We start from the raw sequence: 13810 nt of genomic DNA, 5'->3' as shown, positions 1-13810 counted from the left end.
TCAAATAACTTGTATAAACTAATGTAAAGACAAAAAATGCTCCCTTTCTTATACACCGGAAAGGGAGCACTTTTTATGGAATAGTAAAATGCTCGTAACATCTATCTTTCAGATTTATTCATTTTCCCCATCTTCATCAGAATGACATTTTGAATATTCGTTCTCTATATCATCAAATATATAGTCAAATATTGATGGCATACCCACAAACTCACATCCGTAAAGTGTAGTTCCATCCTCTTTCTGCTTTCTTCTTACTATCTGCACTACACAATTTAAACAATCATTCTTTTTTTCAAATTCAAGTCTTGAATTAAAGTAAAAACCTATAGGCAGTACACTTTTAGTTATAAACCCAATACCATTTCTTGAAATATCTGTTATCTCAACAGGCGCATTTATATTTTTTACATGAACATTGTCCTGTTTAAATAACGACGACACTTCAAGATGCATAGTGATTGGTATACGTTTACTTCTTCTTTTTTCAGCCCCCATACCCTCACCTCCATTTTTATTTAAATCTACTTGTCAAGTATTTCTTTTAATATCTGGTTTATCATTCCCGGATCAGCTTTTCCCTGTGTAGCTTTCATAGTCTGACCTACAAGGAAACCTATAGCTTTCTTCTTTCCGCTGTGATAATCTTCTACTGACTGTGGATTGTCGGCAACTATCTTTTCAATAGTTTCTTTTAATGCTCCGTCGTCAGTATCATTTTTAAGACCATTTTCCTCAACATACTTTTCAGGGTCAATATCATCAGTAAATACCTTTTCAAATACTTCTTTTGCAACTGAACTGTTAATAACTCTGTTTTCTGCAAGATTTATAAGTTTTGCAAGGTTTTCAGGAGAGAATTTAAGCTGTTCAGGCTCCATCTCATTTTCCTTCATAAGACGCATTGTCTCAACCATAAGCCAGTTTGATACCTTTTTAGGGTTGTTGCAAAGTGCTGTTGTAGCTTCAAAAATATCAGCAAGATGCTTGTTCCCAGTAAGAATGTCCGCATCATATTCAGGAAGATTATATTCTTCAACATATCTTGTAAATTTCTCATCTCTGAATTCAGGCTGGTTATTCTTTATCTCCTCAAGCCATTCATCACTTATAATTATAGGAACAAGGTCAGGTTCAGGGAAATATCTGTAATCCTGTGCATCCTCTTTTGAACGCATCGCATAAGAATACTCTTTTGTGTCATCCCATCTTCTTGTCTCCTGTACAACCTTTTCACCTGCTTCAATAAGGTCTATCTGACGCTCTCTTTCTCCTTCTATCGCTCTTGCAATAGCCTTGAATGAGTTAAGATTTTTCATCTCTGTTCTTGTTCCAAACTCTGTAGCTCCGACTTCTCTTACCGAAAGGTTTACATCAGCACGCATTGAACCCTCCTGTAATTTACAATCAGAAGCACCGAGATACTGAACTATAAGTCTGAGTTTTTCAAGATATGCGATAACTTCCTCAGCAGACCTCATATCAGGCTCAGATACTATCTCTATAAGCGGTACACCAGAACGGTTAAAATCTACAAGCGAACTCTCGCCCCACTCGTCATGCACAAGTTTTCCGGCATCTTCCTCCATATGAATCTCATGTATTCCAATACTCTTCTTAACACCACTTTCTGTCTCTATATCAATATGTCCGTTTCTGCATATAGGCTGATATAACTGTGAAATCTGATAATTCTGCGGGTTATCGGGATAAAAATAATTTTTTCTGTCAAATTTACAATTCTGGGTGATTGTACAATTTGTGGCAATACCTACTGCTGTGGCATATTCAACAACCTTTTTATTAAGTACCGGAAGTGACCCCGGCATACCTGTACATACAGGGCATGTATGTGAATTTGGTTTTCCGCCAAACTCTGTAGAACATCCGCAAAAAATCTTTGTCTTTGTGGCAAGCTCTACATGTACTTCCAATCCTATGACTGTTTCATACTGTTTCATACTTTACCTCTTTTCCATTAATCTGCAAGCGGACTGTGTTTAAATTCTCTTGTCTGCTCAAAACTATATGCTGCACGTATAATATTCTTTTCCTTAAAGCAGTCACCAATAAGCTGCAAACCAATCGGAAGACCATTTGAATCCATTCCGCATGGAACAGTTATACCCGGCAGTCCTGCAAGGTTTACTGAGATAGTATATATATCTCCAAGATACATCTTAAGCGGATCACTCAAACTTTCACCAAGCTTTGGTGCCGTTGTAGGTGCTGCAGGTCCTAAAATAACATCATATTTTGCAAATGCATCATCAAAAGCTTTCTTTATGAGAGCTTTTGTTCTGAGGGCCTTAAGGTAATATGCATCATAATATCCTGAACTTAATACAAAAGAGCCAAGCATAATTCTTCTTTTTACTTCTGCTCCAAATCCTTCAGAACGTGATTTCTTGTACATGTTATGAAGACCGTCATATTCCTCTGTGCGGTATCCGTATTTTACACCGTCAAATCTTGCAAGGTTTGAACTTGCCTCTGCACATGCAATAACATAATATGCAGGGATGGCATATTCGACAAGGCTTAAATCAAATTCTTCAACTATAGCACCTTTTTGTTCAAGAACTTTGGCAGCATTTAAAACAGCATCCTTTACTTCACTGTCAAGACCCTCACCAAAATAATCCTTAGGAATACCTATCTTCATACCTTTTACATCATCAACAAGTGCTGATGTAAAGTCGAGGTCATCTCTCTTTACGGAAGTTGAATCTTTCTCATCATGTGATGCTATCACTTCAAGAATTGTAGCACAATCTGTTACATCCTTTGCAACAGGTCCTATCTGATCAAGCGATGATCCGTATGCTATAAGTCCATAACGTGAAACTGTGCCATATGTCGGCTTTATACCTGTAACTCCGCAAAACGAACTAGGCTGTCTTATAGATCCGCCTGTATCGGAACCAAGTGCATAGAAACATTCTTCTGCCGCAACTGCCGCACATGAACCTCCTGAAGAACCTCCCGGAACGTGCTCTAAATTCCATGGATTTTTAGTCTCGCCATATGCAGAAGTCTCTGTTGTACTTCCCATCGCAAACTCGTCCATATTGGTCTTTCCGAGAATAACCGCACCTGCCTTTTCAAGGTTTATAACTGCCTCAGATGTAAATGTAGGCACAAAATTTCCAAGAATCTTTGAACTGCATGTTGTAAGCATTCCCTCTGTACACATGTTGTCCTTTACCGCAACCGGTACACCTGCAAGCGGTCCGGCAAGTTTACCCTCATCTATAAGTTTCTGAACTTCCTCTGCTCTTTTTAATGCACCTTCTCTGTCAACAGTCACAAAACTGTTTACCTTTTCTTCCTTTGCATCGATGGCATCAAGAGCAGCCTTTGTAGCTTCCACTACCGTAACTTCTTTATTTTTAATCTTTTTTCCCAGCTCAACGGCTGTAAGATTCATCAAAGACATAACTTTCCTCCATTCTCTATCCCACAATAGTTTTTGGCACTACAAAACTATCATCTTTTTGCTCCGGCGCATTTGCAAGAGTCTGCTTTGTACCATCACCGTTTGTAACCACATCCTCCCTGAATACATTGTTGACCGGGAAAACATGAGACATAGGCTCGACACTTGATGTATCAAGTTCGTTTAACTTGTCTATATAATCAAGCATTTCTTCCATATCTTTTTTAGCTTTTTCTTTTTCTTCATCACTAAGTTCAAGCTTTGCGAGAATTCCAACATAATCTATTGTTTCATCAGAAATAATATTTGCCATATCCAACCTCACTTTAAATCATAAGAGGCTCGCTCATTTTGGGCGAACCCCATTTCTTCATTATATTATCTACCCAAACAAACCTGAGAAAAAGTTTGTTATCGCTGTAAATATATTACCAAAGAAATCCCCAATTTTCTCACCGAGACCCTTTGTATCTACATTTGCAAGGTCAATACCTTTTTCTTTTAATTTGTTATATATATCAGATGCCTGTTTTGCTATCTTATCAGGATCAATATCTTCTTTAGATACTTTCATCATCATATTTGTAAGCTTTTCAACATCATCATCTGAAATGTCAAGACCAAGCTCATTAGCCGCCTGCTCTATTGCATCTCTTATATCAGTCTCAGATGAAAGCTGGTCTTCAAATATTGCTTTTTTAGCTGCTGCAACAAGTTCGGTAACTTTCTGCGTATCACCTACATTTTTTGCAACCTCCGCCGTAGTGACAAGTTCATCTGTTGCTGTATCCATTGTCTTTTCGGATATTTCCTCTCCTGTCATGACAGAATAAGCTTTCATTGCACCGACAAGTGCCGATGTGCCTGATATATCAAAAGGTCCGACAACCGTTACCTTTGCATCTGAAAGTCCCGCCGTAACGAGTGCATTACAATACATACCTGATGTGCAGTATGTAATATGTTTTGTCGAAACATTTACACCACTGTCTTCATCTGCTTTTACAACCATAACGGATGATAAAGCTCTCGTACCTATAACCGAATCAGACATATAATCACCAAGGTAATCATGTTCATCTTTATTTGTAATCTCAATTGTTTTATAATCGGACAAATCATTTTCAGTAATACCAAATCCGTCAAGCACGGCTACCTTTTCCTTTGCATTAAGGTCTGCTCCAAATGCAATATATTTTGATGTTCCTGTAACTGCATCTGCCGACACCACATTTTTCTGTACCGCCACCGAAGTAACAACAACTCCGGCAGCAAGTACAATACCCATCGCTCTAACTATACACTTTTTCAATATAATTCCTCATTTCTATCAATAAAATCAGGCTTTTCCTGCTTTGATACGTTCCATAGCCTTCTTTGTATTTTCAAGACTTCCAAACGCTGTCAGTCTGAAATATCCTTCACCACTTGGACCAAATCCTGAACCAGGTGTTCCAACGATATTAAGTTTTTCAAGGAGATAATCAAAGAATTCCCATGAAGTCATCTTATCAGGAGTTTTAAGCCAGATATACGGAGCATCAACACCACCGTAAACTTCATATCCTGCACCTGTAAGCCCTTCTCTTATTATCTTAGCATTGTTCATATAATATGCTATCTGCTCTTTAGTCTCTTTCTTTCCTTCTTCAGTGTAAACTGCCGCACCTGCTGCCTGAATGATATAAGGAGCACCGTTAAACTTAGTTCCGTGACGACGTGCCCAAAGGCTGTGAAGCATAACATCTCCGCATTTAAGTTCCTTAGGAATAACAGTAAATCCAAGTCTTGTACCTGTAAATCCTGCATTCTTTGAGAAACTTCTAAGCTCAATTGCGCATCCCTTTGCACCCTCGCACTCATAGATTGAATGAGGTACATTTTCAGAAGAAATATATGCCTCGTAAGCTGCATCATAAATGATAACCGCACCAATCTTTAATGCATAGTCAACCCATACCTGTAACTGGTCTTTTGTGATAGTTGTTCCTGTAGGATTGTTAGGGAAGCAGAGATAAATAATATCAGGTTCCTCCTTAGGAAGTTCAGGAACAAAGTTGTTCTCTTTTGTGCATGGCATATAAATAACATCTGACCACTTTTCTGTCTCAGGATTATACTCACCTGTACGGCCTGCCATAGCATTTGTATCTACATATACAGGATAAACAGGGTCACATACGGCAATCTTATTGTCAACTGCAAAAATGTCACCGATATTTCCTGAATCACTCTTTGCACCGTCACTTACAAAAATTTCATCTGCTGCAATATCGCATCCTCTTGCCTTATAATCGTTTTCAACGATTGTATTACGGAGGAATTCATATCCAAGGTCAGGAGCATATCCCTTAAATGTCTCCTTTACTGCCATCTCGTCAACTGCACTGTGAAGTCTTTTTATAACCGCCGGTGCAAGAGGTAATGTAACATCACCAATACCGAGTTTGATAACTTCTTTATCAGGATTTGCTGCTGTGTATGCTGCTACTTTCTTTCCAATGGTAGAAAAAAGATAACTACCAGGTAATTTTAAATAATTGTCATTAATTTTAAACATTCTAAACTTAACCCGCCTTTCAGTATATTTTCTCAATTACACATTTTACACGAAACCTTTTGTTATTGCAAGATGTGATATTTTAACAAACATAAAATCAAAGATAGCTGTTCACACCTGTGATGCGAACAGCTAATATCATTTATGATAATTTTTCATTTATAGTATATTCCATTTTTTCAAAATCTACCGTAAGCTCTGCTGATTCTGACTTGTAACTCCATTTTATTTTTAATATTGTATCATATGAAGTAAATTCTATCCTCGCTGCTTTCTTAAATACACTGCAGGTATTTCTAAAAGCAATCATTTCTATCTGCCTTTTTACAACATCTCTGTCTGCGTTTTCCAATATATACGCTGTGTCAAGATTTGTTCTGTTGATTTCCTTATGACCATCCTTTCCAGCCTTTCTGACTGCCTCATAATCATTTTTACCGGCAAACAGATCAAGATACCATATCTGCGGTTTACCAGGCATAAACAACTGCAAGGCCCTTGCAACGAGCAGCTTCTTGTCATCTTCTCCCAATGCACTGTAAAAGGTTGAATTAACCTGATAATATATATTTTTCTGACCATGAAGATTTTTTATATAGCCTCCACGATTTACGATAGTATCAATAAGTCCCTGTATTCTTTCCTCTGGTATCAGACCTTTCAGATCGAGAAGAGGTATCCCGTCATGGCAGCCCAGCATATTAACTGTTGATATATTTTTCTCAATTACTTCTTTTCCCCATCTGACAAGCGTATCACCATTTTTATTTTCAATAGCATCTATAATGAGTCCCGGCATAAAGAAGTCATATGTTATATAACCTTTTTTTGCAATCTTTTCATATATCTTCTCATTATATCCTGCATGAATCTCAGGTAAAAGTTTAAGGTCATAAACTTTAGCTTCCTCTGATACCTTTGAAAGAAGTTCCCATGTTCCCGGCTCATTTAAGAAATTTTTTTCTCCCGGCTCTTTTGGTGCATATGCAAAAGCATCGAGACGGACTATCTTCACTCCATACAATGCGAGTTTTTTCAGCACCTCCCTATAATAATCCCATACAAGCTCAGATTTTATATTAAGATCCATCTGCCCAAGATATCTTTCATTTCCATCGCTGTCACATTCCACTTTCTGATAAAAAGTATTCCAGTATGGTACTTTCTTTCCATCCGGCATACGAACCATCAAGATAGGAAGTCCCGGTTTTCTAAAAAACATTTTATCAGTATATTTTTTGTCAGGTATCAAAACTCCATCTTCATTTAATTGTCCATATCCGTCCCAGAATAAATTCCAATTGATAAAGAAATCTTTATATTCAGAATTTTCCCCATTTTCTAATATATCCTTAAATTGAGGAGAGTTTACTGAAAGATGATTCATAACAAAATCCATCTTTAGCGTAAGTCCCATATTTGACAGTTTCCTGATATCCTCTTTGGAAGCCATAGTCCCCTCCAGATCATAATCGATTATAGAAAATCCTCTGTCAAGATCGGAATGAAATACACTCGGCAACATATAAATTGATGAAAATGCTCCGGATGTATAGCTTTTTATAAATTCAATAAGCCCGCTGACATTTCCATTTATACTGTCGGGATAAACATTAAGCATAGGTCTTATGTCAAAATCTTCATATTTTTCAACATACTCTTTATATGAAATTATACTTCCATCTATATCAACTATCATTTTTGCACCCGCAACCTGTCCTAAAAGTTTTTCCTGCTCTAGTTTTAAAACAAGTGATATAAAATCACTGCCCGCATTTGCATTTCTGTTTCTTTTTACTCTTCTCTGATAAGTAAGTTCAGGTGTGCTATGCAGATAAATAGGATAATCTATATTTTTTAAATTCTCATTATTTCCATGTGTCCATTCCAAAATGATGATACTTATATCTGAAACATCAACATCCTCAAACCATATATCCTCTTTTTTAGTTCCCATCCTTTTTAAGCTAAGGATATCTTTTCCGCTTTTAAACTGTTCAAGTATGTTATTTATAGTGTCATAATCTATCTCATCCGGTCCGCATAAATATCTTCTCAAGCCATCTACGCCCGATTCATCATATATTTTTTGTCTCATCATGTCATTTTCTACAGGAATCCTTCTTGGATAATTATCACCTGAAATAACATAATGTCCGATACCTTTTTCGCCAAACATCTGTGCAAGCAAAACAGCAAAACTTGACTTTCCTGAACCTGAGCCTCCATATAATGACACAACAATCTTATCTTTATTTTCTATGTTTTCTTTAAGTTCAGCAAAAAGTTTTGAAAATATATTTTCTGCTTTTTCTTTCTGGTCAGGTCCTATCTCAACAACATCTCCCGGCATATCACTTTTAATCTTTTTCATATAAAACCTCATTTCTGTATGTAATCATTTAGAGCTGAAGCAGGTAAAACCTGCCCCAACTCCATTACACTACACTAGCATCTCTTTAACTCAACCTGCCAGCTCTGATATTCCCCAAGTTCCGGCATAAATGGCATTCCTATGTTCATAAGTGCCTCAGCAGGATATATTTTTCCTGTCTTTACATCTTTATATGTAACATTCTCATTTAATCCTTTAAATCTGACATACAACGGCTGCATATTTCCATGCATCTTTAAGCACACAACATTTACAAGTACATCATCTCCGTCTTTTGAAACAAACTCCCATGCTGCTACCGGATCTTTGTATGGATCACTAAGTCTGTAATATAGACCATTATGAATAAGCTCTGCCTCTTTCTTAAATGTTTTTATCTGTTCCTTTATCGTATTTTTCTCGGCTTCAGATACTTTTCCCAAATCTAATTCATATCCAAAACTTCCTGACATTGCAACAACACCTCTTGTATCGATAGATACACTGCGTCCTGTCTGATGGTTTGGAACTGCTGAAACATGTGCGCCAACTGCTGAAACAGGATAGCCAAATGATGTTCCATACTGGATCTTTGTTCTATCTATCGCATCCGTATTGTCACTGCACCATATCTGTGGTGTATAATAAAGCATTCCGGCATCAAATCTTCCACCGCCGCCACTACAGCCTTCAATAAGAATATCAGGATAATTTTTATTAAGTCTCTCTAAGAAATCATATAATCCAAGTACATAATCATAATATACATTTCCCTGATACTTATCTTCACTGCTGTAAACATTTGCTATACTTCTGTTCATATCCCACTTTATATACTCTATATTTCCACTCTCAATGACTTTTGTGATTGAATCATAAATATAGTCAACAACTTCTTTTCTCGAAAAATCAAGTACCAGCTGGTTTCTTGACCTTACAGGTTTTTTCCCCGGAACCGCAAATGCCCAGTCAGGATGCTTTCTATACAGATCACTATCTTCATTTACCATCTCAGGTTCTACCCATATGCCAAATTTAATGCCACAGTTATTTACAGATTCAACAAGTTCCTTTAACGAACAGCCTATCTTATTTTCATTCGTGAACCAGTCACCAAGTCCACTGTTATCATCATCTCTTTTTCCAAACCAGCCATCATCCATAACAAGCATCTCTACGCCAAGTTCAGCGGCATTCTTTGCAAGATTTACAATGGAATTTTTATCAATATCAAAATATGAAGCTTCCCAGCTGTTTACAAGCACAGGTCTTACCTCATTTTTATATTTTCCTCTGCACACATTTTCTCTTATACATTTATGCAGATTCTGTGATAAAACTGCTAATCCTCTATCGCTGTATGACATGATAACCTCAGGTGCTATAATACTTTCACCGGATTTCAGGCAGTAAGAAAACTGTTCCTCCATAAGTCCAAGCTGCATTCTCGTCTGACCATACTGGTCCTTTTCAGCCTCACCTAAAAATCCTCCGCTATAAACAAATGACATAGCATAACAATTTCCATAATCTTCATTTGCATCACTGTCTGCAAGTATCATAAGCGGATTATACTGATGACTTGATGTTCCTCTTCTGCTGCCTATCCGATATGAACCATGGCCTACACTTTGTCTCTGTATATTTCTCTCCATTGCATGTCTTCCATAAAATGTGATCAGATCAAAATTTCCCGAAACGAAATCAAGACATGCACTCTGTAATTTTTCAATATATATATTATTCTTATTTTCATTTATAACATTTGCAGCTCTTGTAATAATATCAAGAGATTCGATAATACCATAATATAATATGACCTTTATCCCTGATACTTTATCGGACAAAGTTATCTCTAATGTCTGTGCTTTGTCCATATCACTATTTTCATAAACTGCCGGAAGTCCTGAAAGCCCATATTTTCCATCTTTTATAATATGACTCTCATATCTTAAATCACATCCAAAACTTCCATCCTCATATCTCACCTCAAACACCGGACTTCTAAAATCTCCTGCTCCTCTGCATGGAAATTCCTGTAAAAGTGCATCAAGTGAATATTTTCTATTGTCACCGGCATCATATGGATTTCCTGAAAATCCCCTGTCAAGATTTACAAGAATATAATCCATATTTCCGTTTGTTCTTTTTCCATAATAAAGATGGAGTAAAAATCCATATTCATCTATTTTCATCTGATATGTGGAATTTTTTGTATTTAATGTTATCAATCTATTGTTTTCATCAAAAATAATCGCCATATTTTTTACCTCACTTTTATTTTACTGCACCGTTTACTACACCATTCATAATCTGCTTCTGACATACTACATAGAATAAAAGGATAGGTAATAATGCAAGAAGATATGATGCAAATGCCAGATTATAATTTGTTCCAAACTGTGACTGGAAATTAAGCTGTGCGATAGGCAGCGTATTGTGATCTGTTCCTGATAATATTACAAGAGGTGTAGTCACATCATTCCATGTACTCATCGCCGTAAGTATCGCAACAGTTGCATGCATCGGTTTCATATTTGGGAATATTATCTTCCAGAAAATTTTAAATGCTGATGCTCCATCGACATGTGCAGCTTCCTCCAATGCAGTAGGAATATTTTTCAGATATCCTGCATAAAGCATAAGATTCATCGGCATAAAAAATACTGTATATAGCACTATAACACCAAATCTGTTTGCAATGCCAAGCTGTGCTGTCTGCTTTACAAGAGGCATCATCAAAACTGCAAAAGGAACGAACATACCACTTACTATGTAATAATAAGATGCCTTAAAAATCTTGTGTTTTGCCATTTTTCTTCCTATCACATATCCTGCAAGAGAATGTAATAAGATACATAAAACAACAGTAACACAGGTTATAAGAAGACTGTTTCCCAATGTATGCCAGAAATCTGTGATCTTGATAGCTTCTACAAAATTGTCAAGGTTCCAGCTTGATGGCAGTGATAATGCACCTGAGATATCATTTGTCATTTCTGACGGCTTTTTAAATGCAATGATAACTGTCATATATAACGGAAACAATACTGTAAGAGTTCCAAGCACAAGAAGTGCATTTATTATATAATGTACGATTTTTCCATGAGATAATCTCTTTTTCTTTTCCATCATAACTGCTCCTCCTTACCATTTAAGAATTTCATCTGTAAAACAGATACGATTACTATTACAACAAAGAAAACAAATGCATTTGCACTCTGAAAACCAAACTGACCGCCACTCATACCATTGTTATATATAAGATATGATATTGATTCCGTACTCTGTGATGGTCCACCCTTTGTCAATGACATTATCTGGTCGAATACCATCATCGCATTTTTCATACATAAAACAAGATTTATAGTAAAGAATGGAATGATAAGCGGAAAAGTAATCTTCCAGAACTTTTTCCATCCTCTCGCACCATCCACCATTGATGCTTCATAAACCTCTTCCGGCACTGTCTGAAGTCCTGATATATATATAATGGTATTCATTGCTATGCCCTGCCATGCACCCACGATAACAATAGCTAACCACGCTGTCTTTGTACTTGCGAGCATACTATTCTGAAGAAATCCTATTCCTGTCACATTTCCTATTGTAGGAAGAATATATGCAAAGATAAAACTAAATATATATCCAACAACAAGACCTCCAAGTATGTTAGGTATAAAATAAATTCCTCTCAATGCACTTTTGCATCTCATCTTTCTATTAAGTCCCAATGCCAGAATAAGACTTATGACATTTACAACAATAGTTAAAACAACCGAATATTTTATTGTAAACAGATATGATTTTAAAACTCTCGTATCAGACAATAAATCTTTAAAATTTCTAAGTCCTATAAAGTCATAACTTCCATATCCGCGATAATTAGTAAGTCCATAATAAAACCCTTTGATAAGCGGCAATGTATTAAAAGCAAAAAACAATACTAATATCGGCAGTAAAGCCGCAAGAAAAATTTTGTCATTTTTAGTCCATTTTGCACTCTTTTTCATAGTCTACCTCCTATTTTGATTCTTCCTTATATTTTTTAACCTTGTCGATTATATCACGATTATATCTCACCCATTCAGTATCAAATTTATTAAGGAATGCTTTTAATGCATTATCACTCTTGTCAAGAAGATATGTCTGTATCATTGCTGCAACATCCATTTCTGCCGGATAATGATGATCCTGAAAATCTGCAACTTTTCCTTCCTCGATATATGTTTTCATATCACTAAGCTCTTTCGCAAGTGTAAAATCACCTTTCTTGCAAGGTACGGCACTCTGAGCATCCATATATTCCTGAACATTTTCATCTTCAAGCAAAAATCTTAAAACCTCATATGCAGCATCTTTATTCTTGCATTCCTTCATAACACAAAACATTAGGTCATTTCCTGAATTAAGCAGATTATCATCCGTTTTGTCAGTTGCCGGAAATACAAATGAACCTATATTTATATCAGGATTTACTGATTTTATCTGAGGTATAGCATAACTTCCTATTGTGTACATTGCAGACTTGCCTCTTGCAAAAGCTGTACATGCGTCATTGTATCCATACGCAACAGGATTTTTCTGTGCATATTGTAAAAGTTCCTTTATTTTCGTTGCTGTTTCTGCATAAGCACCTGAATAAGTTGCTGTTCCACTATTTACCTGATATGCAAGATCTGAATCACACATACTTACTGCAAGAGCATTCCATGGTGCAAGGCATGTCCATGTATCTTTATAGCCTAAATAAATTGGCTGTTCTCCTGCTTTTTTAATCTTTTTACAGAGATTTATAAATTCCATCCATGTTTTAGGAATCTCCCATCCATACTTCTTAAACATATCTTTGTTGTAAAGAATTCCTGCCGCATTTGCCATATAAGGTACTGCATAAGTTCCTTTCATCGGAATATATTCCAAATCTTTGTTTATGTTTAAATATGTTTCCTTGATATCGGATAATCCGTCAAAATCTGAAATATCCATCAGCATATCAGCATCAAGGAAATTTGAATAATTAACATCTCCACCAATTCCTATAATATCCGGAGTATCCTCCCTGATAAATCTTGTCTTCAATATTGTCATTGCATCATTTGGCGAATCGATCTTTAACTCGATATCATCATGCGAATCATTAAATTTCTTTTCAACTTTTTTAAAATAATTAGCAGCCTCCGGCTTATACTGCACCATCTCAATAACCGTCTTTCCTGACTTTTTGCTTTTCTGGCATCCCGTAAAATATGTCATGGATGCTACTGCCACCAACAAAAATGTCAGCATCACTTTTTTGTGCTTCATAAGATTATTCTCCTTCCTTTTACAACATATATTAGGCGTTTGCGAAACGCCACACGCCGCATAAATACGACATTTTTTTGTTACTAAATATAAAAATCTCCTCACGGTTTGTGGTATAATGGAGTTGTTC

Annotated in this window: 11 protein-coding genes and 1 pseudogene; all 12 read right to left on the bottom strand. The window is 36.3% G+C overall.

What is annotated here, in order from left to right; all coding sequences use genetic code 11:
• Positions 1 to 114: 114 nt before the first annotated feature.
• The 12 genes and pseudogenes from ACZLXV_RS08630 to ACZLXV_RS08575 all read right to left on the bottom strand — a co-directional run bounded on the left by ACZLXV_RS08630 (position 115) and on the right by ACZLXV_RS08575 (position 13680).
• Positions 115 to 498 carry a PilZ domain-containing protein gene (locus ACZLXV_RS08630; RefSeq protein WP_482383137.1) on the bottom strand — a complete coding sequence of 128 codons (384 nt, stop codon included), beginning with the start codon at positions 496 to 498 and terminating at the stop codon, positions 115 to 117.
• A gap of 26 nt (positions 499 to 524) precedes the next feature.
• The gene (gene gatB / locus ACZLXV_RS08625; RefSeq protein WP_022223617.1) at positions 525 to 1961 is read right to left on the bottom strand and encodes an Asp-tRNA(Asn)/Glu-tRNA(Gln) amidotransferase subunit GatB; all 1437 of its coding nucleotides are present in this window, start codon (positions 1959 to 1961) and stop codon (positions 525 to 527) included.
• A gap of 17 nt (positions 1962 to 1978) precedes the next feature.
• The gene (gatA, locus tag ACZLXV_RS08620) at positions 1979 to 3439 is read right to left on the bottom strand and encodes an Asp-tRNA(Asn)/Glu-tRNA(Gln) amidotransferase subunit GatA (protein WP_482383136.1); all 1461 of its coding nucleotides are present in this window, start codon (positions 3437 to 3439) and stop codon (positions 1979 to 1981) included.
• Between the two features lie 16 nt (positions 3440 to 3455).
• The gene (gatC, locus tag ACZLXV_RS08615) at positions 3456 to 3752 is read right to left on the bottom strand and encodes an Asp-tRNA(Asn)/Glu-tRNA(Gln) amidotransferase subunit GatC (protein WP_022223619.1); all 297 of its coding nucleotides are present in this window, start codon (positions 3750 to 3752) and stop codon (positions 3456 to 3458) included.
• Between the two features lie 69 nt (positions 3753 to 3821).
• Positions 3822 to 4751, bottom strand: a complete 930-nt coding sequence (locus ACZLXV_RS08610) for a DUF1002 domain-containing protein (RefSeq protein ID WP_482383135.1) — start codon at positions 4749 to 4751, stop codon at positions 3822 to 3824.
• Positions 4752 to 4778: 27 nt separating this feature from the next.
• On the bottom strand, positions 4779 to 5999 hold the full coding sequence (locus ACZLXV_RS08605) for an LL-diaminopimelate aminotransferase (RefSeq protein WP_022223621.1): 1221 nt from the start codon (positions 5997 to 5999) through the stop codon (positions 4779 to 4781).
• Positions 6000 to 6141: 142 nt separating this feature from the next.
• A complete protein-coding gene (locus tag ACZLXV_RS08600) occupies positions 6142 to 7620 on the bottom strand; it encodes an alpha-amylase family glycosyl hydrolase (protein WP_482383177.1) in 1479 nt (492 codons plus the stop codon).
• Between the two features lie 219 nt (positions 7621 to 7839).
• Positions 7840 to 8352: pseudogene (locus tag ACZLXV_RS08595) on the bottom strand (nucleoside/nucleotide kinase family protein); the annotation flags it as partial.
• A gap of 95 nt (positions 8353 to 8447) precedes the next feature.
• The gene (locus ACZLXV_RS08590) at positions 8448 to 10634 is read right to left on the bottom strand and encodes an alpha-galactosidase (RefSeq protein ID WP_482383134.1); all 2187 of its coding nucleotides are present in this window, start codon (positions 10632 to 10634) and stop codon (positions 8448 to 8450) included.
• Between the two features lie 16 nt (positions 10635 to 10650).
• Positions 10651 to 11505: a carbohydrate ABC transporter permease gene (locus tag ACZLXV_RS08585; protein WP_022223625.1), complete on the bottom strand. Its 855-nt coding sequence runs from the start codon at positions 11503 to 11505 to the stop codon at positions 10651 to 10653.
• Positions 11505 to 12386, bottom strand: coding sequence for a carbohydrate ABC transporter permease (locus ACZLXV_RS08580; protein WP_482383133.1), 882 nt, complete (start codon positions 12384 to 12386; stop codon positions 11505 to 11507). The genes ACZLXV_RS08585 and ACZLXV_RS08580 overlap by 1 nt, the downstream gene beginning before the upstream one ends.
• 10 nt (positions 12387 to 12396) lie before the next feature.
• Positions 12397 to 13680 (bottom strand): ABC transporter substrate-binding protein, encoded by a 1284-nt coding sequence (locus ACZLXV_RS08575; protein ID WP_482383132.1) that lies wholly within the window; start codon positions 13678 to 13680, stop codon positions 12397 to 12399.
• Positions 13681 to 13810 lie beyond the last annotated feature (130 nt).

The organism is Butyribacter sp. (genome assembly GCF_056818865.1).
This window is presented reverse-complemented; position numbering and strand designations above follow the sequence as displayed.

Coding starts and splice junctions, on each gene's coding strand:
- ACZLXV_RS08630 (WP_482383137.1), bottom strand. CDS start 498: ATGGGGGCTGAAAAAAGAAGAAGTAAACGTATACCAATCACTATGCAT.
- ACZLXV_RS08585 (WP_022223625.1), bottom strand. CDS start 11,505: ATGGAAAAGAAAAAGAGATTATCTCATGGAAAAATCGTACATTATATA.
- gatC (WP_022223619.1), bottom strand. CDS start 3,752: ATGGCAAATATTATTTCTGATGAAACAATAGATTATGTTGGAATTCTC.
- gatA (WP_482383136.1), bottom strand. CDS start 3,439: ATGTCTTTGATGAATCTTACAGCCGTTGAGCTGGGAAAAAAGATTAAA.
- ACZLXV_RS08605 (WP_022223621.1), bottom strand. CDS start 5,999: ATGTTTAAAATTAATGACAATTATTTAAAATTACCTGGTAGTTATCTT.
- ACZLXV_RS08590 (WP_482383134.1), bottom strand. CDS start 10,634: ATGGCGATTATTTTTGATGAAAACAATAGATTGATAACATTAAATACA.
- ACZLXV_RS08580 (WP_482383133.1), bottom strand. CDS start 12,386: ATGAAAAAGAGTGCAAAATGGACTAAAAATGACAAAATTTTTCTTGCG.
- gatB (WP_022223617.1), bottom strand. CDS start 1,961: ATGAAACAGTATGAAACAGTCATAGGATTGGAAGTACATGTAGAGCTT.
- ACZLXV_RS08575 (WP_482383132.1), bottom strand. CDS start 13,680: ATGAAGCACAAAAAAGTGATGCTGACATTTTTGTTGGTGGCAGTAGCA.
- ACZLXV_RS08600 (WP_482383177.1), bottom strand. CDS start 7,620: ATGCTTAATGTTTATCCCGACAGTATAAATGGAAATGTCAGCGGGCTT.